We start from the raw sequence: 25,042 nt of genomic DNA, 5'->3' as shown, positions 1-25,042 counted from the left end.
GGGGGTCTCGGCGGACAAGCTCACCGGCACGATCCAGAACGACGTGCTGAAGGAGTACATCGCGCGCGGGACGTACATCTTCCCGCCCAAGCCGTCCCTGCGCCTGATCGCGGACATCTTCAAGTACTGCAAGGCCGAGATCCCGAAGTGGAACACCATCTCGATCTCCGGCTACCACATGGCGGAGGCCGGCGCGTCCCCCGCGCAGGAGATCGCGTTCACGCTGGCGGACGGCATCGAGTACGTGCGTACGGCCGTGGCCGCGGGGATGGACGTCGACGACTTCGCGCCCCGCCTGTCCTTCTTCTTCGTCTCGCGTACGACGATCCTGGAGGAGGTCGCCAAGTTCCGTGCGGCGCGCAGGATTTGGGCCCGGGTGATGCGGGACGAGTTCGGCGCGAAGAACCCCAAGTCCCTGATGCTCCGCTTCCACACGCAGACGGCCGGCGTACAACTGACGGCTCAGCAGCCGGAGGTGAACCTGGTCCGGGTGGCGGTCCAGGGCCTGGCGGCGGTCCTCGGCGGCACCCAGTCCCTTCACACCAACTCCTTCGACGAGGCGATCGCGCTCCCGACGGACAAGAGCGCCCGCCTCGCTCTGCGCACCCAGCAGGTGCTGGCCTACGAGACGGACGTGACGGCGACGGTCGACCCCTTCGCGGGCTCCTACGTCATCGAGAAGATGACGGACGAGGTCGAGGCGGCGGCGCTGGAGCTGATGCGGAAGGTCGAGGACCTCGGCGGCGCGGTCACGGCCATCGAGCACGGCTTCCAGAAGAACGAGATCGAGCGCAGCGCCTACCGCATCGCTCAGGAGACGGACTCCGGCAAGCGGGTCGTGGTCGGCGTCAACCGCTTCCAGCTCGACGCGGAGGAGCCGTACGAGCCCCTGCGCGTGGACCCGGCCATCGAGGCCCAGCAGGCGGAACGCCTCGCCAAGCTCCGCGCGGAGCGCGACCAGCAGGCGGTGGACACAGCCCTGGCCGCCCTGAAGAAGGCGGCCGAGGGCGAGGACAACGTCCTGTACCCGATGAAGGACGCGCTGCGCGCCCGAGCGACGGTGGGCGAGGTGTGCAACGCGCTGCGGGAGGTCTGGGGGACGTACGTCCCGAGCGACGCCTTCTGATCGGAGCCGTCTCGCCCGCTGAAACCCGGAATCGGAGTGTCGTACTGCCGTGCGACACTCCTTTCCATGTTCGGCGTCATCGACCTTCCCACCTATCTCGCGGGCCTGATCCTCATCGTCCTGCTGCCCGGCCCCAACTCCCTGTACGTGCTGTCCGTGGCCGCCCGCCGGGGTGTGCGCGCGGGGTACACGGCCGCGGCCGGGGTCTGGTGCGGGGACACGGTGCTGATGACGCTCTCCGCGGCCGGAGTCGCCTCGCTGCTCCAGACCAACGCCGTGCTGTTCGGCATCGTGAAGTACGCCGGTGCCGGGTATCTGACCTGGCTGGCGGTCGGGATGCTGCGGGCGGCCCGGGGGATGTGGCGGGCCCGGCGCGAGCAGAGCGCCGGCACCGAGTCGGACCCGGCCGCCCCCGCCTTCGGCGAGCGGCCCTTCCGCCGTGCCCTCGTCGTCAGCCTCTTCAACCCCAAGGCGATCCTGTTCTTCGTCGCCTTCTTCGTGCAGTTCGTCGATCCGGGGTACGCCTATCCCGCGCTGTCCTTCGTGGTGCTGGGCGCCTTCGCGCAGCTCGCGAGTTTCCTGTACCTCAGCGCGCTGATATTCGGCGGCACGAAGCTGGCGGCGGCCTTCCGCAGGCGCAAGCGGCTGTCGGCGGGGGCCACTTCGGCGGCGGGGGCGTTGTTCCTCGGGTTCGCGGTGAAGCTGTCGCTGGCCGACGCCTGATCAGAGGGTCAGGTAGCCCGGCAAGGTGTCGGCCGTCTCACCCGCCCACCCCACGTAACCGTCAGGGCGCACCAGGAACAGCCCCTTCCCGTACGACGGCTGGTCCTCGCCGCTGACCACCCGTACCGCCTCCGGCAGTTCCGGGGCCTGCGTGCCCACCGCCACCAGCGTCCAGTGCGGGCCCCGGAACGCGTCGAAGAGCCGTACGCCGCCGAGCGTTCCGTCCGGTGCTCGGTCGCCTGCCTGGAGGGGGGCCGGTGAGGTGCGGGTCTCCTGGGTGAGGGACGAGTCGCGGTAGCCGAGGCCCAGTTGGCGGGTTGCCTCGCCTCGACGGGTCTCTCCTCGGTGGACGCTGGTGGACAGGCCCAGCATGTCGGCGGCTATGGGGCGGCGCTCCTCCTCGTAGGTGCTCAGCAGAGTCTCGCCCGCCCCTTCCCGCAGCACCGCCCCCAGTTTCCAGCCCAGGTTGTACGCGTCCTGCACGCTGGTGTTCAGGCCCTGGCCGCCGGCCGGGGAGTGGATGTGCGCCGCGTCTCCGGCGAGGAAGACCCGGCCGGCGCGGAAGGCGTCCGCCAGGGCCGCCCGGGGGCGGAAGTCCGACGCCCAGCGGACCTCTGTCACGTCCTCGGGGGCGAGGTGGGAGCGCGCGGCCACCGTCTTCCGGATCCCCTCCAGGGAGACGTCCACCTCCGCGTCCGCCGGGAACCGCGCCACCACCTGGAAGTCCTCCGTACCCGCCAGCGGGCAGACGGCCAGGAAGCCCTCGCCCTCCCCGCTCGGCGGGAAGACGTGCCAGTTGTCGCGGTCGAGCCCCGTGATCCGGACGTCCGCCACCAGCATCGGCTGCGGATCCACCGTCTCCCCGGTCATCCCGATCCCCAGCGCCCGCCGTACCGTCGAGCGCCCGCCGTCCGCCGCGACCGCATACCGCGCGCGGACCGGGCCCCCTGACCCGCACAGGACGCCCACCCCCTCCCCGTCCTGCTCCAGCGACACCACCTCCCGCCCGAAGTCCACCCGCCCGCCGAGCTCTCGCAGCCGGGCGAAGAGGATCTCCTGCGTCCGCCATTGCGGGACCATGCACGGCTCGTTGTACGGCGAGTCCTCCGTGGCCTCGGCCGGGTCGAACATCTGGTGCTCGCCCACCCGCTTGCCGTCCTGCCAGATCATCCCCACCGGATAGCTGCCGCCCGCCGCCCGGATCGCCTCCAGCACGCCCAGGTCGTCGAACACCTCCATCGTGCGGGGCTGGATCCCCTTGCCCCGCGAACCGGGGAACAGCCCCTGCGCCCGCTCCACCACCAGCGCGTCCACCCCGCGCCGGGCGAGATCGATACCGAGAGCCAGTCCGGTCGGACCCGCGCCCACGATCAAAACATCCGTATCCATACCAATTCCCCTTAACACTGTTAAGTACCCTCGGATACGAGGATGGCCTTAACGCCGTTAACCTGTCAAGCGTGAACACGGAACGCCGAGCCCCCCTCGACCGCCGCCGGGTCGCCGCCACCGCCCTGGAGCTTCTGAACGAGGTCGGTCTGGACGGCCTGACCCTGCGCGCCATCGCCAAGGAACTGGACGTCAAGGCACCGGCCCTGTACTGGCACTTCAAGGACAAGCAGGCGCTGCTGGACGAGATGGCGACGGAGATGTTCCGCCGTATGGTCGCGGGCACCTCGCTCGACCCCGCCGACACCTGGCAGGAACGCCTGCTGAAGTCCAACCGGGGCCTGCGCAGGGCACTGCTCGGCTACCGCGACGGCGCCAAGGTCTTCAGCGGCTCACGCTTCACCGGCATCGAGCACGCGGAGCAGATGGAGGAGAACCTGCGCCTGTTCACAGCCGCCGGCTTCGATCTGCGCCAGGCGGTGAGGGCAACGGTGACGACGTACTCGTACACCCTCGGCTTCGTCACGGAGGAACAGGGCGTCCAGCCGCTGCCGGACGAGCGCCGAGAGGGCTACGACGTGAACGAACGCGCCCGCCTGATGTCCGACTTCCCCCTGTCGGCAGCGGCGGGCGCGGAGATCTTCGCGAACTACGACGAGCACTTCGAGGAGGGCCTGGCGTTGGTGATCGCGGGGATCGAGACACGGTATGGGGCAGGGTGACTGCCCCAGGGGCGGGGCTCTATCGATGTGCGGCTCCGCCGCGTGGGCGTGCCAAGCCCCCACCGGCCCGCGGACGACGCATCTGCCGCACCGCCCGAGTGACAACCGGCGGCAACAGGTCCAGCGCCAGTTGACGTGGGCGCGAGCGCTTCCGCGCCGGAGTCGACGCAGGCGCCGCCACAGCCACCTCCACGGGCTCCACGTAGTGCCGCGACCGAGGAAACGCCGGCGGCTTCATCCCCCGGGCCCGCACCCGTACCAGCCGATGCCCCGCCGCCTCCTGCACGCTCAGCCCGCAGTCCTCCCGCGCCCGCAGCATCGCCAGCAGCTCCTCCTGCACCTCCGCCGGATCCCCCCACGTCCCGTACAGCTTCTGCGTGCTCAGGCACACCGGCCGCAGCCCCCGGTTCAGCACCGCCTCCCACGTGGCGACCGAGACACCCGGCGTGTGCTCGGAGCGGAAGTCGTCGAGGACCACGATCCCGTCCGGCACCAGCAGATCGCGCGCCGCGCCGATGTCGTCGTACACATGCTCGTACAGGTGCGAGGCGTCGATGTGGACGAAGCGGCAGGTCCCGGGCGAGACCTCCTGCGTGATCACCGAGCTGGGCCCCTGGACCACCCGGGGCAGGGCGTCGTGGAAGGAGAGATAGTTCCGCTCGAAGGCCTCACGGGTGAGGGACGCGTACGACTTCGAGGTCTCCGCCTGGTTCGCGCCGTCCGGCGCGTCGCTCTCGAAGAGGTCGCAGACCGTGAACGTCTCGCCGGGGCGCTGATGCCGGCCCAGCAGGATCGCGCTCTTGCCCATATAGGCCCCCAGTTCCAGCAGGTCGCCCCGCTGTCCGAGGGCCTCCTGCCGTTCGAGGAACCAGGTGAACAGCGTCTGGTCGAGTGCGGGGAACCAGCCCGGCACATCGCCGAGCTCGCCGGGGAGTACGGGAATCTGCTGTGCGTTGGCCATGCGACGAGCCTGCTCACTGGGGTCCGGGCAATCTGTCACCGGGCTGAACGTCCGGTGAACAACGGCTGCTCAGCAGTCTTGCCACGCCCGGCGCTCAGCGCATCTTGGAGAGGGCCGTCCGCAGTCGTGGCGTCAGCGGCTTCTCGACGTACCGGTTCAGCAGCCAGGCCAGCGACAGCATGAAGGCGATCGTCAGGGTGAAGGTCGCCCACGAGGACAGGTAGAAGTCCTGGTGAAGGATCTTGATGACCACCCAGCCCAGGTGTTCGTGCACCAGGTAGAAGGGGTACGTCAGCGCCCCGGCCACGGTCAGCCAGCGCCAGTTCGCCCAGTTCAGCCAGCCGAGCGCGATGGCGGCGACAGCGATGAAGCCGAAGGTGACGACCAGCATGATGCCGAAGGAGGTGCGGTTGGCGAAGGCGTCCGTGCTGGGGGCGCGCCACAGGTTCTGCACCGCGTAGTGCTGCCCGATCAGCCAGCTGACGCCGACGATGCCCCACGCATAGGCGTCCCGCCGGTTGCGGTGGACGAGGTAGAGGCCGACACCGCCGATGAAGAAGGGCGCGTACTCGGGCATCAGGACCAGGTCGAGGAGAGGTTCGTTCGCGGCCTCGGCGATGACCGCGGCCAGCGTCCAGCCGGCGCAGAACATGATGACGCGCTGCCGGGTCGCGCCGGGCAGCACGACGCACAGCGCGAACAGGGCGTAGAAGCGGACCTCCGCCCACAGCGTCCAGCAGACCCCGAGCACCCGGTCGACGCCCAGCGGCTGCTGAAGCATCGTCAGGTTCACCAGCGCGTCGCTCGGCGAGACCGCCTTGTACGCGACCATCGGCAGCGCGAACACCGCCGTCACCAGCAGGACCGCCACCCAGTAGGCGGGCAGCAGCCGGGAGGCGCGGGAGGCGAAGAAGGACCTCAGCGGCCGTCCCCAGCCGCTCATGCAGATCACGAACCCGCTGATCACGAAGAAGACCTGGACGCCGAGACAGCCGTAGGCGAAGTACTCGTGCAGCGTGGGGAACTGGACCGTGGGCGAGCTGCCCCAGGCCGCGGTGACCTCGCCGCCCCGGCCGCCGTAGTGGTACGCGGCCACCATCAGCGCGGCGACCAGCCTCAGTCCGTCCAGAGCCCGTAGCCGAGTCTCCCTGGGTGCCGTCCGTTCCGCCCTCCGGGGCGGCTCGATCACCGGTCGGACGGTCATGCTGGTCACAGAATTCCCCTTGCCAGGTGTTCTCCAGAGTGGACCTAGGCACATTAGTCCGAATCACAGGGATGTCTTGGGTGACCGGGCAACGATTAGTCCTGTAGTACCTGTGAGTTCACCTGAAAGTCGTTTTGCCTTCCTAATTTTTCTCAGCATCCCCCCACGGATAAGCAAACGGTTTCAAGATCCCCCCACCCGCCGGCAAACCGCGGCAAACACAGCATTGGCTTGGCGAATACCAGGAGTGCCATGACGAGGGTCCAGAACAGACGGGCACGTGCGCGTGGAGGGGAGCTGGACGACTGTTTGCGTGCCTGCGCGGTGCACAGCGGCAAAGTCGTCGGCAGCATCGACCGCCGTCGCATCGAACTCGCCGAGCAGCTCAGAAAGCTGCTCGTCGTATGGGGAACCACCCCCGCCGCCCCCGCACCCGCCCCGGCGACCGGCGCGACCGGGCTGCTCAAGCGTGCCGTGAAGGGCGCCGCGACCCCCGCCGCGGGAATCGGCAACGAACTGCTCGACGCGCTGCTCGCCGTCGCCAACCAGGCGCTCAAGTGCGGCTACGACGACGAGCTGAACCTCGCTCTGGTGATCAGCGACACCGTGCTCGCCCAGCGCAAGAACTCCCGCGCCGGCTGGCGGCTGCGCGCCCGCCTGATGGAGGCGCTCGGCGACGACGCCGAGGCGCTTGAGGCGTACGAGAAGTACCTCGGGCTCACCGACGACGACGGCTTCGGCGTCCGCGCCCGCATCGCCGGCCTGCGCACCGCGAGCGAGCGGGAGCGTGAACTGCTCGCCCTGCTGCGCCGCCAGTGCCCGCGCGCCGAGGAGTTCACCCGCGGCGACTCCACCGCGGTGTGGGCCGAGGGCCTCGCCGCGCACGCCGTCGGCGACTGGGCCGAGGCCGAACCCCGGCTGGTCGGCGCGCTGCTCGCGCTCGCCTCCGACGACGCCCCGGTGGCCGACCGCCAGGAACTGCTCAGCCAGTACCTGGACCTGCGCATCGCCGTCGACACCGATGTCACCGCCCTTACCGAGGTCCTCGCGCTCTACGCCGAGCAGCGCCGCAGCCGGATGCGCGGCCCCGTCGCCGACCCGGCCATCGGCGGCGTGCAGTGGATCAGCCTCGGCGAGTTCCGCAACCGGATCGCCGGCAAGTCGATCTGCCTGATCGCCAACTCCGGCCGGGTGGGCGCCAGTTCGATGGGCGTCGAGATCGACGCGTACGACCTCGTGGTGCGCTTCAACTCGTACAAGATCGACCCGAAGCACACCGGCAGCCGTACCGACATCCACGCGACGATCCACAAGCACGGCTTCAACTGGGAGAAGCAGGTCGACACCCGCCTCGTCTTCGGCGGTGTCTCCGGCGACTGGAAGTGGTCGCTGCGCAACCGCCTGGTGCCCGGCGCCCAGACCTGCCTCGGCGACGAGTCGCTGCGCTGGCCCGTGCGCAACATCGGCAAGCTCTCCACCGACGTCTGGTCGGGCATCCCGACCACCGGCTTCAACATGCTGTACCTGCTGGACTTCCTGGACGTCAGCCCGAAGCTCGACCTGATCGGCTTCGACTTCTACGAGAGCGGCGCCTACCGCGTGCAGGAAGCGATGAAGCTCGCCATCACCTCCGTGCACGAATACACCAGCGAGAAGGCATGGGTCATGGACCGGGCCCAGAGCGTGACGGACATGAGGATATCCCTGCGATGACCACGACCACCCTGTCTGCGACACAGGCTCCCGTCACCGACGCCGCGGCCCTCACCGGCAAGCGGCGCATCGCCTTCGCCTCCTACGTCGACGAGAACTACCTCCCCGGTTTCCTCGTCCTGCTGCGCAGCCTCGCCCTGTCCAACCCGACCGTGTGCGAGGACTTCGTCGTCCTCTACGACGATCTGCGCCCCGCGTCGATCGCCAGGATCCGCGCCCTGCACCCGCGGATCGTCCTCAAGCGCGTCAACGACACGCACTACGACTCGTACAAGAAGGGCGACCAGGACAACTACCTGGTCCGCAAGGCGTACTTCATCCTCGATGTCTTCCGGCTGCGCGAGTACGACACCGTCATCACCCTCGACACCGACATGGTCGTCCTCGGTGACCTCGGCGAACTCCTCAAGCTCCGCGAGGGACTCGCCGCCGTCCCGCAGTTCTTCTACGGGCAGCACAAGCTCAACTCCGGTCTGCTGGTCATCCAGCGCGAGTACCTGAGCGACGAGTTCTGCGCCAAGCTGGACGCCACAGGCCGCAGCGGCGACTACGAACTCGACAAGCACGACCAGGGCATCCTGAACTCCGTCCTCGACGGCGACTTCATCCGCCTCGACCCGCGCTACAACTTCGTCAAGAGGCGTCTGTCCGGCGACCTCCCGGTCCCCGAGGACACCGCGATCCTGCACTTCACCGGCCGCCACAAGCCGTGGCAGGGCGGTGAGTCCGGGTACAGCCTGGCCGAGGAGAAGTGGCGCGAGTACGAGCTGTCCGACGCCGACTTCCACGCCGAGTACCTCTCGAAGTCGGGCGGCCTGCACCACGACCTGATCGTGCACTACGGCACCCCGCACGTCGCCCGCACCGGCGACGTCGAGACCGCCCGCAAGGTCGCCGCCGCGCATATCGCCACCGGCGACTACCAGGACGCCGTCGACGTCCTGGAGAGCGTCCGCATCCCGCTCGACGAGGCCTGGCCGCACGAGGTACTCGGCCACGCCCTGATGAGCGTCTCGCGCTACGACGAGGCCAAGGCGCAGCTGCTGATGGCGACGGCCGCCCCCAACCGGGCCGCCACCGCCTACGCCCGGCTCGCCCAGATGTCCTGGGTGCACGGCGACAACGCCTCGTCGCTCAAGTACGCGACCGCCGGTATGTCGGTGGACATCACCCACCGCTCAAGCCGCCTGTGGGCGCAGCGCGCGGCCTCCGTCCCGGCCCAGGAACTGGGCGCCCCCGAGGACCAGTTGGCGCACGTCGCCTTCTACATGGACCGCCAGGGCAACGCGGGCGACAAGCTGCTCCCGGAGAGCGTGCGCAGCGCCTTCGGCCCCGACACCACCTCCCGGCGCTGGCACTCCGTGCACGCGCACCGGCTGTTCGACGAGGCCGCCCTGGAGCGCGTCAACGCCCGGCGCGGTCTGGTCATCGGCGGTGGCGGCCTGTTCATCCCGGACACCATGCCCAACGGCAACAGCGCCTGGCAGTGGAACGTCCCGGACGAGCTGATGCGCCGTATCGACGTGCCGATCGCGGTCTACGCCGTGGGCTTCAACGCCTTCGACGGCCAGTCCTACCGGGCGGGCCGGTTCCGGGAGTCGCTGCGACTGCTGGTGGAGAAGTCCGCCTTCTTCGGGCTGCGCAACCACGGCTCGATCGAGAAGGTGCGTGCCATGGTCCCGGCCCACCTGCACGACAAGATCCGTTTCCAGCCCTGTCCGACGACGGTCACCCGTCAGCTGGTGCCCGGCTGGCAGGACCCGGCGAGCCGCGAGGACACCATCCTCGTCAACGCCGCCTACGACCGTGCCGGCCTGCGCTTCGGCCATGACTACGCCTACTTCCTGGCCCAGATGGCCCAGGCCGTCCGGGACTTGGGCGAGCTGGCCGAGGTCAAGTGCGTGGCGCACTCGCTCGACGACGAGAAGATCGCCTTCGATCTGCGGCGCGAGCACGGCATCTCGATGCCCGTCATCCCGATGTACGACTTCGAGAACGACGAGATCCGCGATCTGTACGCGCGCACCAAGCTGGTCATCGGTATGCGCGGCCACGCGGGCATGATCCCGTTCGGTTGCGGCACGCCGATCATCAGCCTGATCTCGCACCCGAAGATGGCGTACTTCCTGCACGACATCGAGCGCCCCGAGTGGGGCATCTCCGTCCACGACCGCCACCTGGCCGCCCGCCTGGTGGAGCGCTCGAAGGACCTGCTCCGCGACCACCAGGCGACCGTCGCCGATGTGCACGGCCGCCAGCAGGAGCTGTGGAAGATCACCGAGGCGAACGCCGCGGACCTGAAGGTCATCCTGGGAAGCTGAGAAAGCGAGTGAGCCCCCACACGGGTGGGGGCTCACTCTTTTCAGCGTCCTGGTTCAGCGTCCTACGACCTTCCGGGCCAGCCTCTTCAGCAGCGACGGCGAACCACCGCCGCCGTCCTTCTCGTACGCCGTCTTCAGCTGCTTGAAGTGGTCGGCACGGGTTCGGCCGAGATACTCGTCGTCGGTGAGCTTCCTCGCGATGGACCAGGCCTGCTTGTGCCGCCCGTCGTAGTGCGCGACGTACGCCTTGGCCAGCTCCAGCACCGACTTGAAGGGGATCCCGCCGGTGTGGTCGCGGTCGATGCGCTCCTGCACGGCCGAGATCAGCTTCAGCTTCTCGTCGAGGGTGAAGGCGTCCTCGGAGATCCTCTTCAACACGTCCTCGGGGATCGGCTCGGTCACCTCGAAGGCGAGCGTGGAGCGGATCGGCGGCCCGGCGATCTCGATGTACGGCAGCAACGCGCCCGTGCTGTAGTGCAGCCACGGCAGCCGGGGCCCGGCGAAGTCCTGGTGCAGCACGACCGATCCGGGCCGCAGCCGGGTCAGGAACCGCTCGGAGACACAGCGGAACACCCGGGCCGTCTTGGCGATGTCGATGTGCAGGAACTCGATCGGGCTGGTGTCGTTCGGGTCCGAGGTCTGCCAGATGTCACCGGCGTGGATCTCCAGGAACGGCAGGAAGGGCTCCAGACGCTCGGTGAAGTCGTCCAGGAACGAGGTGTCGCCGTCCGCGGGCTTGGAGCCTGCACTGAAGAACTTCTCGGTGGCGAAGGTGCCCTTGCCGACATGGAAGAAGTCGTACGCGTGCAGTCGTCCCGTCTTCTCGTCGAACACGGGGCTTTCGCGCAGCCCGAGCGCGAGCGCGTACGTGGACCCGCCGCCGCCCGAGCCCAGCTCCACGAGCCGGTCCTCGCCGGTGAGGCGATGGCGGCCCAGGAGGTAGAGGAAACGCAGTTCCCAGGAACTCACCTGGGAATAGGGAATGTCGTCCGGCAGCTTTACGCCGTCGAGCAGGGGGTACAGCCGGCCGAGGTTCGTCATGAGTGCCTCACGGAGTCGGATGGGGCGGCGTTCCGTGATCCTAGGGATTCGAACGCCGCCCACACCATGTATTCATCGGTTTAATCCGACGGTGTGCCACCGTTTCCTCGACTTTTCCCGGCAGTTCACCGGGAATTGGCTCAGCGGCGTACCGCCTTCTTCAGTGCCTTGGCCCGCCGCACCACCCGGCGTGCCGTGGAGTTGTGCGGCAGGAACGACAGCCGCTCCGGAATACCGCCTGGCAGGCCCAGCGAGGTGAGCCGCTTGCGCTTGAAGTAGCGCTGGTTGCGCGGCTTGAAGTGCTCCGAGAGATACCGCTCGGCGGCAGGACGCAGGCTCGGATAGATCTGCGGCTGCATGGTGAACCCTATGGCGGTGACGAGCGCGCCCAGGGTTTCCGTCGGCACGGTTTCCTCGCCCTTGCGGTTCTCCAGGTCCGGCAGCACCGCGTCCGCCAGCACCGCGGGGATGCGGTTGCTGTTCTGGTACGGCGTCAGCCGGTCCAGCAGCGGCTCGGTGCCGATGCGGGCGACGGGGAGGTCGTAGAAGGCGGACGCCGTGAACAGCGCGGTGGAGAAACAGCCGACGACCAGGCCGGGGCGGGACTTCTCGAACAGCAACTCGGCGAGCACGGGCGTGTCCAGCACGGTGAGGTCGACGCCGAGCTTCTCGGCCTCGCTCTCCAGGGCGCGGCTGTAGCGGGCCGGCGCCGTCGGGTGCGGCTTGAACACGATCGAGCGGTGCCCCCGCTCCACCGCCCCGCGCATCATCCGGACGTGCAACTCCTCCTCCGCCTGCGCGGTGAGGATGTTCAGCGCCGACAGGTACTGGCCGAGCAGCAGCGCGGAGTTGTCCGGAAGGGTCGGCAGCTCCTCGACGGCACCGGCGAGTTCGCCCATCACCTTCAGGAAGGCCTCGGTCGGCACCACCTCGGCGGGCACGTCGAACTCGGTGAGCAGCATGGGCGTGAGGCCCGGTACCAGGTCCAGGTGGAGCAGGCGCCGGACGCGGGTGCCGACCAGCGGGTCGAGCTTGTTGCGCGTGGGGCCGTAGCTCATCAGGCCGTCGGCGTAGACGTGCAGGGGGGCGCCGGTGAAGATCTGGGCGAGCCCGAGCGCCGGGTTGACCTGGATGGACTCCAGGACAATCTCCACCTTGTCGTCGCCGAGGCCCCACAGCAGCCGCAAGTACCGCTCGAACAGCGGCATGTCGTCGGTGCGCGGCGACCAGGCGCCGGGGTGGAAGGGCCTGATGGCCTCGTTGTACGAGATCACCCCGTCGAAGTGGTCGCGCAGCGGTTCGAACCCGGGCATCTCGTCCACGGCCGGAGTGGTCTCCGGGATCGTGGAGTTGTTGAACACCAGCAGCAGCCGGCGGTCCGCCTCGGCGAAGCACTCCGAGTCCAGCGCGGCGGCCAGGGTGGCGGCGCCGTAGAGCGTGGAGACGCAGAAGATCTGGGTGGTCTTACGGGACATCACGCGGCCGCCTTCGCAGTGGTGGCCCGGCGCCGCAGCCGGCGCAGCTTGCTGGCCCGGCGCAGGTCCATGGTTTCGAGTACGTCACCGAGCGCGTCCTGCGGCATCCGCTTTATGGCCGCCGCGCTCATCGCGCGCAGTTGCTTGGCCACGGCCGGTTCCCACTTGGACTCGTCCGAGAGGTGATGGGCGATGATCGCACAGTAGGTGCGCACCGCCTTGGGCAGCAGCTGGTCCGCCTCGCGGTCGGCCGCCGTCTCCTCGACGACCTGATCGAAGGCACGGATGAAGTCGAGTTGACGGACATCACCGATCTGGGTGAGTGAACCGGCAACGCCCCGGCGGTAGAAGACGCCGAGCAGACTCACCACGGCGAACGACTCCGCCTCGCGGTGCAGCTTCCAGATCCACGGCCGGTCCTCGGCCGTGCGCAGCCCGTCGGTGAAGTGCAGCAGGCCCTTGTCCAGCAGCCGCCGGTGATAGGCACCGGCCCAGGCGTAGGCGTAGTCGACGGAGGTCGTCCGGTCGGCGGGCAGGATCGCCGCACGCGGGTCGAGGACCTCGCCCCGGCGGCCGTGCGGTACCCGGTGCACCGAGCGGGCACGGGCGTTGGCCTGGATGTGGTCGGTCCGGACGAAATCGCAGCCCAGCTCCTCGATGGCGGCGACCAGCTCGGCGTAGTAGCCGGGCGCGAGCCAGTCGTCGCCGTCGAGGAAGGTGAGGTATTCCCCGGTCGCGGCGTCCAGACCGGTGTTACGGGCGGTGGCGAGTCCTCCGTTCACTTCATGACGGATGTAACGCACCTGTGCGACATCCGAGAGCTGGTCGGCCGCCCGTTCGAGAATGGCGGGAGTTTCATCCTTCGAATGGTCGTCCACCAGGATGAACTCAAAGTCGCTCCGGGCGTTCGCCCGAAGGCTTCTGAGGGTGTCCGGGGCGTATTGCTGCACGTTGTAGAACGGCACGATCACGGAAAGCTTTGGCACCTGCAAAAGGGTAGGAGGGTGCCCGGCAGCGGAACTTGACGACGCGGGTACGGCGGGTGAACTCAATGTGTCGGAACGGTGCATGCCATGTACTTCCCGGGTTCTGACGGGCCAGTTCGGCTCGCGGTGGGATGTTGTTAACTTTTCGTTGATTCGCGGTTGGGCTATACCTAGGAAATGCTTCCTAGCGTCATCTTCGTGCCAGCAAGTACAACGAAGCCGCCGCGTATCGCCGTCCTCGCGGACTCCGACACCCGCTGGAAATGGGGTGCGCTGACGGCGGGCCGCATCGCCCCGGGCCCGTCCATGGAAGCCGGAGCGGAAGGGGGCACGCAAGTCGCCCCCGCCCTCAGCGGATTTCTGCTGCGCGGCCGGGCCACGCCCACCGCCCGCCAACTGGCGGAAGTCGGTGTGCAGGCCGACTCCCTGCGCGAGGTGACGGCGGTGGAGTTCCTGCGCACGATGGCCGAGGAGGAGTACGACATCCTCGTACTCGCCCTCGTCGGCGGCGGTGTCCAGGCCATGCTGCACGGTCTGAAGCGGGTCTGGGAGGGTCGCGAGAAGCGCCCCGTCGTCGTCACCGGCTATGTCGGCGTCGTCTACGAGAAGCTCGCCGACGGCCTGCTGCTGCGGCACGGCGCCGACCTCGTCCTCGCCAACTCCCGCCAGGACGCCGAGCGCTTCCGCGCGGTGTACGAGGGCGTCGGCGCCGACGCCTCGGCGGTCACGGAAGTGGCGCTGCCGTTCCTCGGCGGAGCGCCCTACGAGGGGGAGCACGACCCGTACACGGTCGTCTTCGCCGCGCAGCCCTCCGTCCCGGAGAGCCGCAAGGACCGTGCGTACCTGCTGAACCGCCTGGTCCAGCACGCGCGGCTGCACCCCGAGCGCGAGGTGCTGCTCAAACTGCGCTCCAAGCCGGGCGAACACACCACGCACATCGAGGAGTTGCCCTACCAGAAGCTGGCGCAGAAGCTGGACATACCGTCCAACTTCCGTCTGCTGTACGGGCACATGGGCGAGGTGCTCGACCGCACCGACCTGCTCGTCACGGTCAGCTCGACGGCCGCGCTGGAGTCCCTCCACCGCCGGATCCCCACCGTCGTGCTCACCGACCTCGGGGTGCGCGAGACACTCGGCAACCACCACTTCGTCGGCTCCGGCTGCCTCGCCTCCTGGGACCAGCTGGACGACGGACACCGTCCGGCCCCCGACGAGGAGTGGGTGGCCCGCCAGGGCGTCGCCGCGCACGGCGGGTACGAGACCGCCTTCGACGCCGCCCGCGAGCGGATCACCAAGTTGCTCGGCCGGCCGGGCGGACTCCCGCCGCTGACCCCGTACTACACACCCGCGACGGCGCCGGGCTATCTCCCCGGCATCCTCGCCCGCCACCACCTCGGCCCCGACGGCAGTCCGCTGCCCGGCGCTCCCGCGCAGGACAAGGAGCCGGGTCCTGTTCGGCAGATAGTTCGCCGGGCTGCCCGTGGTGCCTATCGGCACGGGGTGCAGCGGGTGGCGCCCGTCATTCGGCGGATGGGGGAGTTGTGACCGCCGCAGGGGGTGCCGCTTCGGGTCGTCGGGCGGCTGCGGCGCCGCCGGGGCCGGTCGCGCAGTTCCCCGCGCCCCTGTCGGGCGGCTCCGCCGCCCTCCATACCTCTGCGAACTCTGCGCAAGGAGTGCAACCCATGTCCGACTCCCCGGCCGGCGTCGGCGTCTCCGTACGCCGCGTGCTCGCCGTCATTCCCGCGCGCGGCGGCTCCAAGGGCGTGCCCGCCAAGAACCTCGCCCCGGTCGGCGGCGTCCCGCTGGTGGCCCGCGCGGTGCGCGAGTGCCGGGCCGCCCGACTGGTGACCGACGTCGTCGTCTCGACGGACGACCAGGCCATCGCCGCCGCCGCCCGCGAGGCCGGCGCCGAGGTGGTGCTGCGCCCCGCGGCCATCGCCGGTGACACGGCCACCTCCGAGGCGGCCGTCCTGCACGCCATGGACACCCACGAGGCGCTGCACGGCGCGTCGGTCGACGTGGTGCTGCTGGTGCAGTGCACGAGCCCGTTCATCGTCCGCGAGGACATCGAGGGCGTTGCGGCGGCCGTGGTCGAGCAGGGCGCCGACACCGCTGTGACGGTGGCCCCGTTCCACGGCTTCATCTGGCGCGACGGCGACGACGAGTCCGGCTCGTTCGGCGTCAACCACGACAAGTCCTTCCGCCCCCGCCGCCAGGACCGCCCCCAGGACCTGCTGGAGACCGGCGCCGCCTACGCGATGGACGCGGCCGGCTTCCGCGAGCACCGGCACCGCTTCTTCGGCCGTACCGAACTGGTCCGCACCGACCCCGCGCGCGTGCTGGAGATCGACGACCCGCACGACCTCGCGCGGGCCCGCGCCCTCGCGCCTCTCTTCGACGCGGACCGCCCCGGTTCGCTGCCGACCGCCGACGACATCGACGCGGTCGTACTGGACTTCGACGGCACCCAGACCGATGACCGGGTGCTGATCGACACCGATGGAAAGGAGTTCGTCTCCGTGCACCGCGGAGACGGCCTCGGCATCGCGGCCCTGCGCAAGAGCGGCCTGAAGATGCTGATCCTCTCCACGGAACAGAACCCTGTGGTCGCCGCCCGGGCCCGGAAGCTGCAGATTCCGGTCCTGCACGGCATCGACCGCAAGGACCTCGCACTGAAGCAGTGGTGCGAGGAGCAGGGCATCGCGCCTGAGCGCGTGCTCTACGTCGGCAACGACGTCAACGACCTCCCGTGCTTCGCCCTCGTGGGCTGGCCCGTGGCGGTCGCGAGCGCCCACGACGTCGTGCGCGGCGCCGCACGCGCGGTCACCACCGTCCCGGGTGGCGACGGCGCGATCCGAGAGATCGCCAGCTGGATCCTCGGCCCCTCTCTCGATTCCCTCACCAAGTAAGGACAGTTCCTGCCATGAGCACCAACTCCCGTCTCCGTACGTTCGGTTCGTCGCGCCTGGCCGGCCCCGGTCAGCCCGTCTACATCTGCGGCGAGATCGGCATCAACCACAACGGCGAGCTGGAGAACGCCTTCAAGCTGATCGACGTGGCCGCCGAGGCCGGCTGCGACGCGGTCAAGTTCCAGAAGCGCACCCCGGAGATCTGCACGCCGCGCGACCAGTGGGACATCGAGCGCGACACCCCCTGGGGCCGCATGACCTACATCGACTACCGCCACCGTGTGGAGTTCGGTGAGGACGAGTACCGCCAGATCGACGAGTACTGCAAGTCCAAGAACATCGCCTGGTTCGCCTCCCCGTGGGACACCGAGGCCGTCGCCTTCCTGGAGAAGTTCGACGTCCCGGCCCACAAGGTGGCCTCCGCCTCGCTGACCGACGATGAGCTGCTGCGCGCCCTGCGCGCCACCGGCCGCACGGTCATCCTCTCCACCGGCATGTCCACCCCGAAGCAGATCCGCCACGCGGTCGAGGTCCTCGGCTCGGACAACATCCTCCTGTGCCACGCCACGTCGACGTACCCGGCGAAGGCGGAGGAGCTGAACCTCCGAGTGATCAACACCCTCCAGGCCGAGTACCCGAACGTCCCGATCGGCTACTCCGGTCACGAGACGGGCCTGCAGACCACCCTCGCCGCGGTCGCCCTGGGCGCCACCTTCGTCGAGCGTCACATCACCCTGGACCGCGCGATGTGGGGCTCCGACCAGGCCGCCTCCGTCGAGCCGCAGGGCCTGACGCGCCTGGTCCGCGACATCCGCACGATCGAGGCCTCCCTCGGCGATGGTGTCAAGAAGGTCTACGACTCCGAGCTCGGCCCGATGAAGAAGCTGCGCCGCGTCCAGGGCGTCGTCGCCGAGGCGGAGATCGCCGCGGCCGCGGGCGAGCCGCTCTCGGTCTGATTCACCCCCTTCCAGAAAATCGCCTACGACGGGACGGTCGTACGTAGATGAGCCCCCGCGCCGGGAACGCCGGCACCCGCACTCTCGCGTTCGTCGAGAGCCCGGTACAGCTGCTGAATGTGCTGGAGTGGGCGCATGCCCAGGAGCAGGCGCTCGGCGCGGGGCTCACCCTGGTGGTTCTGTCCCCGATCGACCCGATGACCCGCGGCCAGCTGCGACGCATGTCGGAGCTGGCCCGTGAGGAGGGGCACGAGGTCCGCTGGGAGGAGGCGCGGGGCGGCCCGGCGGCGCCGATCCGGACGATCGGGGGCCTGGCCGGCATCCTGCGCCGGGCACCCCGCGTGGTCCTGGGGGACCCCTTCTCCCGCTACGTCCAGCTGCTGCTGACGATCACCCGGGCCCGGGACCTGGTGGTGGTCGACGACGGCACGGCGACGATGGAGTTCGTCGCCCAACTGGCCCGCGGCGAACGCCTGGTGCGCTGGCACCGCAAAGGCGGCCGCCCCGGCCCCCGGGACCTGATCCTGGCCCCGGCGTCCTCGGCGGCCCGCCGCCGTCTGACCCCGGGGGAGAACCGCGGGGTGGAGATCTTCTCCTCCATGCCGATGGAGGAGACCCTGCCGGGCCTGACGATGTCGACGAACGACTTCGCCTGGACCCGCGCCCGCTTCGGCCCGCCCCGCATCAGCAAGGGCGCGGACATGGTCGGCACCTCGCTGGTGGAAACGGGCGTGGTCGACGCCGACAGCTACTTGGAAGCGGTCCGCACCCTGGCCAAGACCCACGGCGCGACCCGCTACTTCGCGCACCGCCGCGAGAGCACGGAGAAGCTCCACCGCCTGGCGGTGGAGACCGGGCTGGAAGTGGTCCGCCCGGACCTCCCCCTGGAACTGATCGCCCGCCGAGGCCCGATCGGCAGGACGATCCTCAGCTTCCCGTCCACGGTCGTCCACACGCTGCCGTTGGCCCTGGCCGGCACGGATGTAAAGGTGGCGGTCTGCGACATCGACCCCACCTGGCTCACCGACCACGCCTCACCCCGTGCCCAGGGCTTCCTGTCGGGCGTCACGGGCTCGGCGAAGGACGTGCACCGGCTGGCGGCGGTGACGACCGCGGTCTAGAGGGGCTTGCGGGCCAGCAGGAACGCCCGCGCCATCTTCTCCTCCCCCAGGGGCTCCCGCACCACCTGTGCCTGCGTCTGGAAGCCCGCCTTCTTCAGGTGGGCCGTCACCGTTTCCGGGGTGCGGAGGTAGTAGTGCAGGGAGATGTCCTGGCCGAAGCGTTCCGTGAGGTGGATGAGCTCGTCGGCGTGCCTGCTCTGGAACTGGAACGACAGCAGGACGTGGCCGCCGGGGACCAGGACCCGGCGGAACTCCGTGAACGCGGCCGTCAAGTGGTCCGTCGGGATGTGGATGATCGAGTACAGGGCGGTGATACCGCCCAGGGTCTCGTCCGGCAGGTCCAGTTCCGTCATCGTGCCCACGTGGAAGCGCAGGTGCGGGTGGGCCTCGCGGGCCAGCGCCACCATGCGCGGGGAGACGTCCACGCCGAAGACCGGGACCCCGAGGTCGTGCAGGCGGGCGGTGACATAGCCGGGTCCGCTGCCCAGGTCGCCCACCGGGGCCTTGGTGTGCTCGCGGACCTGTTCCGCGTAGGCGGTCAGGAGGGCCCGCTCCAGGGGGTGGTGGCCCAGACCGTCCGGGTGGCGGTCGGTGTAGGCGGGGGCTATCGCGTCGTACGAGGTGCTCGTGGCCTGTATGAAGTCCGTGTCCGTGCTCGGGTCCGTCACGTGGGCGCAGCCTACCGATGCGCGGGGCGAGCGGTCGGCAACTTCACGCGCCGGAAAGCTGCCGGACACCGCACAAGCCCTTCCGCCCTGAGCACGTCAGGATGACGGGCGTGAACAGTGCGGGTGAGGTCATCTTCCGGTCCCGGTGGCGGCGGGCCCTCTGGGTCGTCGTGGGGATCACGGCGGCCGGGGTCGTGCTCGCCGCCCTGGGCCTCGTCCTGGGCGGTCCGGTACCGCTCGCCGGCGTCGGCGTGCTGTGCCTCGGCATCGGTCTCCCCGCGCTGCGCTCCGCCACCGCCGAGATCCGCGCCGACGCCCGCGGACTGCACATCAGGACGCTGTTGAACCGCCGGGGCCTGCCCTGGCAGGACATCGCCGACCTGCGCCTCCAGCTGAGGACCCTGCCCCGAGGCGGGGTCACCCGGCGCGTCGTCCTCGCAGCGAGCGACGGGCACCGGCGGCTGCTTCCCCTGCCCGCCGGCCACGGCACCGACGACCCGGACTTCGACACCGAGCTGGACGCGCTGCGCACACTGCACCGGCGCCACGGAACCCCCGAGTCCGACCGCCTCGCGGTCGTCACCCAGCGCACCGCGGGAGGCCGCGGCTCGGCCTGGTCACCGGTCCTGTGCGTGCTGTTCCTCGTGGGCGCGGGCCTCGCCGCCTGGCTCGTCCCGCACGCCGACGCGAACCAGCGGGAGTGGCAGGCGGCCGTCCCGTGTACGGCCTCCACCCCCACCGAGGACCGGCGTGGGTGCCTGACGACCATCCGGGCCGTGGTCGAGCGGACCGACGACGACGGGCCGAAGAGGGGCGGCCGGCTGTACTTCGCCGACGATCGGCCGCTCGACCGGCTCCGGGTCTCCCAGGAGGCCGCCCAGGAGTTCGAGCCGGGCGACCAGGTCGAGCTCACCGTCTGGCGCGGCGAGGTGATGGAGGTCGAGGGCAGCCGGTACACCTGGCGCGAGCACGTCACCGTCCCCGGCGACCTGGCCGCCGTATCGGCAGGACTCGCCCTCGCCGCGGGCTGTCCCGCCGCCCAGATGCTGATGCGGCTGCGCGGACGCAGGCTCCCCGACGACGAGGTCCTCCCGTCCGCCCTGCCCTTCGCGGCCGTCCTGGTCGGCACCGGAATGTGGCTGCTGCCACTGTGCTACCTCCACCCCACCACCCTCTTCGACTCCCCGACGACCCTCGCCTGGGCGGCCGCGGGCACCGCCGCCACCCTCGCCATGACGGCCTGGGCCTGGCGCGCCACCCGCATCCGTACACAGGAGGAGACCGGCGCCGCCGGTCCCGAGGAGCAGGGGGAGGTCTTCCTGCCCGCCCGCTTCCTGGAGTCCACCGACTACAACCCGCACGGCTTCGGCACCCACATCGCCGTCGGCGGCGACGGGCCGCCCGCGGTGACTCCCGGCCCGGGCCGGTTCGCCGCGCGGACCATCCCCGCGCGGCGGATCACCGTCAAGGAGGTACGCCGGGTCCGGGGCGCCGACGGCGACACCGTGCCCCGGAGCTGGCACATCGCCGACCTCGACGACTCCGGCACCCCCGTCCGCCTGGCCGCCGCCCCGGCCGATCTGGCCCGCATCCTGCGCGCTCTGGAGGCCGTACAAACGCTTGAGGATGCCTCGACGCCGGCTTCCGACAGGTGAACAGAACCGACGCGAGTGTCTGCGGCGTGGTATGGGTTGGTAGGAGAGCGGACGGGTATTCATGATCGACTCGCTCGAAATGTGCGGGAGTTTACCCATCCCAACCCAGACCTATGCGTCTGGTGGCCAGTTTTTCTTCCCCTAACGGGTTGAACTTTTGTTGATCGAGGGTCAGTTGGCCACCTGAGCGTCCTACCCTTCAGAGGGTGAAGCAATTGATGTCCGTAGAGCCCGAGGCCGATCTCCAGGGGGAAGTGCTGCTTCCCGGCACGCTCCCCGAGTCGCTGCGTGACGAACTCGTTGCGTTCCGCCGTGACTTGCACATGCACCCGGAGCTCGGCAACCAGGAGTTCCGTACGACCGCCGCGATCAAGGAGCGCCTGGAGAAGGCGGGCCTCGAGCCGCGGGTGCTCGCCGTCGGGACCGGGCTCGTCTGTGACATCGGCAACTGGGACGACGGGCTGCCCGCGCTCGCCCTGCGGGCGGACATCGACGCCCTGCCCATTCCGGACGCCAAGACCGAGTGCCCCTACCGCTCCACCGTGCCCGACCGGGCGCACGCCTGCGGGCACGATGTGCACACCACCGTGGTGCTCGGTGCCGGCCTCGTCCTCGCCGACCTGCACAGCCAGGGTCTGCTGCCGCGGCCCGTACGGCTGATCTTCCAGCCCGCCGAGGAGGTGCTGCCCGGCGGTGCCGCCGACGCCATCGACTGCGGGGTGCTGGAGGGCGTCGGGCGGATCGTCGCCGTGCACTGCGACCCCCGGGTCGACGCCGGCCGGATCGGCATCCGTGAGGGCGCCATCACCTCCGCCTGCGACCGTCTTGAGATCGCGCTGGACGGCCCCGGCGGCCACACCGCGCGCCCCCATCTGACCACCGACCTGGTCACCGCCGTGGCCCGCGTCGTGACCGACGTGCCCGCACTGGTCGCCCGGCGCGTGGACACCCGTAGCGGACTCGCCGTGACCTGGGGACGGATCGAGTCCGGGCACGCGCCGAACGTCATCCCGCAGCACGCCGAGCTCTCCGGGACCGTGCGCTGCCTGGACATCGACGCCTGGCGGCAGGCGCCGGACATCCTGGTCGCCGCGATCGACGAGGTCGCCAACCTGCACCGGGCCAAGTCCGAGATCAACTACGTGCGCGGAGTGCCGCCCGTGGTCAACGACTCCGGCATCGCCGAACTGCTGCGCGACGCGATGATCGCCCGCCGTGGCGCCGACTCCGTGGAGACCACCGAGCAGAGCCTCGGCGGCGAGGACTTCTCCTGGTACCTGGAACACGTCCCCGGCGCGATGGCCCGCCTCGGCGTCCGCACACCGGGCGAGCGGACGGTCCGGGACCTCCATCAGGGCGACTTCGATGTGGACGAGCACGCGATCACGGTGGGCGTGGAACTGTTCACGGCCGCGGCCTTGATCGACCTGTAGGAGTCACTCCGGTTGCGGTCGGAGTGACGCGGGGGGAGTCTGGCCCCATGGCGCACATGCATGCGCGCCGATGTCCTGGAGTGCACCTTTTGATCCGGTGGTTCACGGGGACGTAACCGGCCATCGGCACGAATGGATAACGGCCACGCGATACCCCGTTCCCAGGAGTGTCTACGCGCGTTAATGTGCGCCGAACTCAGCACCCACTGCGGGGCTTGGAGAATGGGGAACTTCACGATGCGTCGGACATCCAAACTGACCCGCGTCGCGGTGGGGGTCGCGTCGATCGCGCTCGCTGCCACGGCCTGCGGCGGAACCAGCGACAGCGACAGCAGCTCCTCCAAGGAGGACCTCGGCCTCGCCATCGCGTACGACATCGGCGGCAAGGGCGACCAGTCCTTCAACGACGCCGCGTACGCCGGCCTGCAGAAGGCCCAGAAGGAGTTCGGCTACAAGACGGCCGACATCGAGCCCACCGAGGGCGAGACGGACGCCGACAAGGAGCAGCGTCTGGCCTCCCTCGCCAAGCAGGGCTACAACCCGGTGATCGGCGTCGGCTTCGCCTACGGCCCCGCGATGGATGCCGTGGCCAAGAAGTACCCGGACACCACCTTCGGCATCGTCGACTCCGTCGTCGAGGGCGACAACGTCGCCTCCCTGGTCTTCGCCGAGCAGGAGGCCTCCTACCTCGCCGGTGTCGCCGCCGCCAAGGCCACCAAGACCAACACCGTCGGCTTCGTGGGCGGCGTGGACATCCCGCTCATCCACAAGTTCGAGGCCGGCTACAAGCAGGGCGTCCAGGACACCAACTCCAAGGTCAAGGTCGTCTCGCAGTACCTGACCCAGACCGCGGAGGAGGGCGGCTTCTCCAGCCCGGACAAGGGCAAGGCCGCCGCCGAGGGCCAGATCGAGAAGAAGGCCGACGTCGTCTACCAGGCGGCGGGTCTGTCCGGTCAGGGCGTGATCGAGGCCGCCGCCAAGGCGAAGGTCTGGGCGATCGGCGTCGACTCCGACCAGTACCAGCAGGAAGCGCTCGCGGCGTACAAGGACTACATCCTCACCTCCGCGCTCAAGGACGTCGGCGGCGCGGTCTACGCCCTCGCCCAGTCCGTCGACAACGACAAGCCGCTGACCGGCGTGCAGACCTTCGACCTGAAGGTGGACGGCGTCGGCCTCGCGGAGAGCAACCCGAAGATGACCGAGATCCCGGGCCTGACCGACGCCGTGGCCAAGGCCAAGGCGGGCATCATCGACGGCACCATCAAGGTCAAGACGGAGTAGTCGTCGCCGCCCGATCGGGCCAATCGCAGCAAATCGCCCGAAGCGGGCGGGTGTCCGGAACACCCGCCCGCTTCGGCGTTCGAGGCGGGGGGCGAGTGGTCTTGAGCACGGCCGGATAACAAGGTGGACAGAAGGGGTTTTCAGGCAGGTCTACGCGCGTTAATCTGCGGCGAAGCCCAGCGCCGAAGCTGTGAAGCACTACCGTCCCGGCGCCGGGCGAACCCGGGCCCTCCCCCGGCCCCGCCAGTACTACTAGGAGCACTTCACATGCGCCGGATTTCCCGGATCACGGTCGCAGGCGCAGCGACCGCCTCTCTGGCCCTCGCTCTCTCCGCCTGTGGCGGCACCTCGACCGAGAGCAGCTCGTCCGACTCGAAGGGCGACAAGGGCCTGGCCATCGCGTACGACGTCGGCGGCAAGGGCGACCAGTCCTTCAACGACGCCGCGTTCGCGGGCCTGGAGCAGGCGAAGAAGGAGTTCGGCTACGAGACGCAGGACGTCGAGCCCACCGAGGGCGAGACGGACGCGGACAAGCAGCAGCGCCTTGAGTCGCTGGCCAAGCAGGGCTACAACCCGGTCGTCGGCGTCGGCTACGCGTACGCCACCGCCGTCAAGGGCGCCGCGGAGAAGTTCCCGGACACCACCTTCGGCATCGTGGACGACTCCACCGTCGAGTCGAAGAACGTCGCCGACCTGGTCTTCTCCGAGGAGGAGGCCTCCTACCTGGCCGGCGTCGCCGCGGCCAAGAGCACCAAGTCGAACGTCGTCGGCTTCGTGGGCGGTGTGGACATCCCGCTGATCCACAAGTTCCAGGCGGGCTTCGAGCAGGGCGTGAAGGACACCAACCCCAAGGCGAAGGTCCTCTCCCAGTACCTCACGCAGACCGCGGAGGAGGGCGGCTTCTCCAGCCCCGACAAGGGCAAGACGGCCGCCGAGGGCCAGATCGAGAAGAAGGCGGACGTCGTCTACGCGGCCGCCGGTCTCTCCGGCCAGGGCGTCATCGAGGCCGCCGCCGCCAACAAGGTGTGGGCCATCGGCGTGGACTCCGACCAGTACAACCAGGAAGCCCTCGCCAAGTACAAGGACGCGATCCTCACCTCGGCGATGAAGGACGTCGCCAAGGCGGTGTACAACCTGGCGAAGTCGGTCGAGGACGGCAAGCCCGAGACCGGTATCGTTCGTGGCGATCTGAAGACCGGCGAGGTGAGCCTGTCGAACTCCAACCCGAAGTTCGCGGACAACGCCGAGCTCCAGGAAGCCATCGAGACGGCTAAGGAGAAGATCATCAACGGCGAGATCAAGGTCAAGAGCAGCTGAACAGTTACACCCTGAGCAGCGTGTAACCGCGGGGTCGCGGT

20 protein-coding genes are annotated in these 25,042 nt (G+C 69.5%); 13 read left to right on the top strand and 7 right to left on the bottom strand.

Annotated features, from left to right (window positions below; genetic code table 11):
- Window positions 1-1,126: acyl-CoA mutase large subunit family protein (locus H4N64_RS04730; RefSeq protein WP_186280819.1), on the top strand; the 1,126-nt coding region annotated here is incomplete at its 5' end.
- Window positions 1,127-1,192: 66 nt separating this feature from the next.
- Window positions 1,193-1,849, top strand: a complete 657-nt coding sequence (gene leuE, locus H4N64_RS04725) for a leucine efflux protein LeuE (RefSeq protein ID WP_186280818.1) — start codon at window positions 1,193-1,195, stop codon at window positions 1,847-1,849.
- On the opposite strand, the gene H4N64_RS04720 is transcribed toward leuE, so the two are convergent.
- Window positions 1,850-3,238, bottom strand: a complete 1,389-nt coding sequence (locus H4N64_RS04720) for an FAD-dependent oxidoreductase (protein ID WP_186280817.1) — start codon at window positions 3,236-3,238, stop codon at window positions 1,850-1,852. It abuts the gene before it with no gap.
- 71 nt (window positions 3,239-3,309) lie between these two features.
- On the opposite strand from H4N64_RS04720, the gene H4N64_RS04715 reads away from it, so the two are divergent.
- On the top strand, window positions 3,310-3,960 hold the full coding sequence (locus H4N64_RS04715) for a TetR/AcrR family transcriptional regulator C-terminal domain-containing protein (protein WP_186280816.1): 651 nt from the start codon (window positions 3,310-3,312) through the stop codon (window positions 3,958-3,960).
- Window positions 3,961-3,979: 19 nt separating this feature from the next.
- Here the strand turns inward: H4N64_RS04715 and H4N64_RS04710 are convergent, their stop codons facing one another.
- Entirely contained in the window at window positions 3,980-4,921 is a 942-nt protein-coding gene (locus H4N64_RS04710; protein ID WP_186280815.1) for a class I SAM-dependent methyltransferase, read from the bottom strand.
- Between the two features lie 94 nt (window positions 4,922-5,015).
- Window positions 5,016-6,125 carry an acyltransferase family protein gene (locus H4N64_RS04705; RefSeq protein ID WP_186280814.1) on the bottom strand — a complete coding sequence of 370 codons (1,110 nt, stop codon included), beginning with the start codon at window positions 6,123-6,125 and terminating at the stop codon, window positions 5,016-5,018.
- Window positions 6,126-6,377: 252 nt separating this feature from the next.
- On the opposite strand from H4N64_RS04705, the gene H4N64_RS04700 reads away from it, so the two are divergent.
- Window positions 6,378-7,838 carry a glycosyltransferase family 29 protein gene (locus H4N64_RS04700; RefSeq protein WP_186280813.1) on the top strand — a complete coding sequence of 487 codons (1,461 nt, stop codon included), beginning with the start codon at window positions 6,378-6,380 and terminating at the stop codon, window positions 7,836-7,838.
- On the top strand, window positions 7,835-10,159 hold the full coding sequence (locus H4N64_RS04695) for a glycosyltransferase (RefSeq protein WP_186280812.1): 2,325 nt from the start codon (window positions 7,835-7,837) through the stop codon (window positions 10,157-10,159). The genes H4N64_RS04700 and H4N64_RS04695 overlap by 4 nt, the downstream gene beginning before the upstream one ends.
- A 54-nt stretch (window positions 10,160-10,213) precedes the next feature.
- Here the strand turns inward: H4N64_RS04695 and H4N64_RS04690 are convergent, their stop codons facing one another.
- The 3 genes from H4N64_RS04690 to H4N64_RS04680 form a co-directional block, all read right to left on the bottom strand.
- The gene (locus tag H4N64_RS04690) at window positions 10,214-11,200 is read right to left on the bottom strand and encodes a class I SAM-dependent methyltransferase (protein ID WP_186280811.1); all 987 of its coding nucleotides are present in this window, start codon (window positions 11,198-11,200) and stop codon (window positions 10,214-10,216) included.
- Between the two features lie 140 nt (window positions 11,201-11,340).
- Window positions 11,341-12,675, bottom strand: coding sequence for an alpha-2,8-polysialyltransferase family protein (locus tag H4N64_RS04685; protein ID WP_186280810.1), 1,335 nt, complete (start codon window positions 12,673-12,675; stop codon window positions 11,341-11,343).
- The gene (locus tag H4N64_RS04680; RefSeq protein ID WP_186280809.1) at window positions 12,675-13,661 is read right to left on the bottom strand and encodes a glycosyltransferase; all 987 of its coding nucleotides are present in this window, start codon (window positions 13,659-13,661) and stop codon (window positions 12,675-12,677) included. The genes H4N64_RS04685 and H4N64_RS04680 overlap by 1 nt, the downstream gene beginning before the upstream one ends.
- A 198-nt stretch (window positions 13,662-13,859) precedes the next feature.
- Here H4N64_RS04680 and H4N64_RS04675 point away from each other — a divergent pair, with 198 nt between their 5' ends.
- From H4N64_RS04675 to H4N64_RS04660, 4 genes are all read left to right on the top strand, one after another.
- Entirely contained in the window at window positions 13,860-15,206 is a 1,347-nt protein-coding gene (locus H4N64_RS04675) for a DUF6716 putative glycosyltransferase (RefSeq protein WP_186280808.1), read from the top strand.
- Window positions 15,207-15,343: 137 nt separating this feature from the next.
- A complete protein-coding gene (locus H4N64_RS04670) occupies window positions 15,344-16,570 on the top strand; it encodes an N-acylneuraminate cytidylyltransferase (protein ID WP_186280807.1) in 1,227 nt (408 codons plus the stop codon).
- 14 nt (window positions 16,571-16,584) lie between these two features.
- A complete protein-coding gene (locus H4N64_RS04665) occupies window positions 16,585-17,526 on the top strand; it encodes an N-acetylneuraminate synthase family protein (protein ID WP_186280806.1) in 942 nt (313 codons plus the stop codon).
- A 47-nt stretch (window positions 17,527-17,573) separates the two neighbouring features.
- On the top strand, window positions 17,574-18,647 hold the full coding sequence (locus H4N64_RS04660) for a hypothetical protein (RefSeq protein ID WP_186280805.1): 1,074 nt from the start codon (window positions 17,574-17,576) through the stop codon (window positions 18,645-18,647).
- On the opposite strand, the gene H4N64_RS04655 is transcribed toward H4N64_RS04660, so the two are convergent.
- Window positions 18,644-19,315 carry a methyltransferase domain-containing protein gene (locus tag H4N64_RS04655; protein ID WP_186280804.1) on the bottom strand — a complete coding sequence of 224 codons (672 nt, stop codon included), beginning with the start codon at window positions 19,313-19,315 and terminating at the stop codon, window positions 18,644-18,646. The two genes, H4N64_RS04660 and H4N64_RS04655, sit on opposite strands and share 4 nt — an antisense overlap.
- A 101-nt stretch (window positions 19,316-19,416) precedes the next feature.
- On the opposite strand from H4N64_RS04655, the gene H4N64_RS04650 reads away from it, so the two are divergent.
- The 4 genes from H4N64_RS04650 to H4N64_RS04635 all read left to right on the top strand — a co-directional run bounded on the left by H4N64_RS04650 (window position 19,417) and on the right by H4N64_RS04635 (window position 25,001).
- A complete protein-coding gene (locus tag H4N64_RS04650; RefSeq protein ID WP_186280803.1) occupies window positions 19,417-20,970 on the top strand; it encodes a PH domain-containing protein in 1,554 nt (517 codons plus the stop codon).
- Window positions 20,971-21,188: 218 nt separating this feature from the next.
- Window positions 21,189-22,403 (top strand): M20 family metallopeptidase, encoded by a 1,215-nt coding sequence (locus tag H4N64_RS04645; protein ID WP_186280833.1) that lies wholly within the window; start codon window positions 21,189-21,191, stop codon window positions 22,401-22,403.
- Between the two features lie 237 nt (window positions 22,404-22,640).
- Window positions 22,641-23,684: a BMP family lipoprotein gene (locus tag H4N64_RS04640; protein ID WP_186280802.1), complete on the top strand. Its 1,044-nt coding sequence runs from the start codon at window positions 22,641-22,643 to the stop codon at window positions 23,682-23,684.
- A 267-nt stretch (window positions 23,685-23,951) separates the two neighbouring features.
- Window positions 23,952-25,001 carry a BMP family lipoprotein gene (locus H4N64_RS04635; RefSeq protein WP_186280801.1) on the top strand — a complete coding sequence of 350 codons (1,050 nt, stop codon included), beginning with the start codon at window positions 23,952-23,954 and terminating at the stop codon, window positions 24,999-25,001.
- Window positions 25,002-25,042 lie beyond the last annotated feature (41 nt).

Source organism: Streptomyces cupreus (genome assembly GCF_014257025.1).
In the GTDB taxonomy this organism is placed as follows: Bacteria; Actinomycetota; Actinomycetes; order Streptomycetales; family Streptomycetaceae; genus Streptomyces; species Streptomyces cupreus.
The sequence above is the reverse complement of the archived record's forward strand: the minus strand, read 5'-3'. Positions and strand labels throughout refer to the sequence as shown.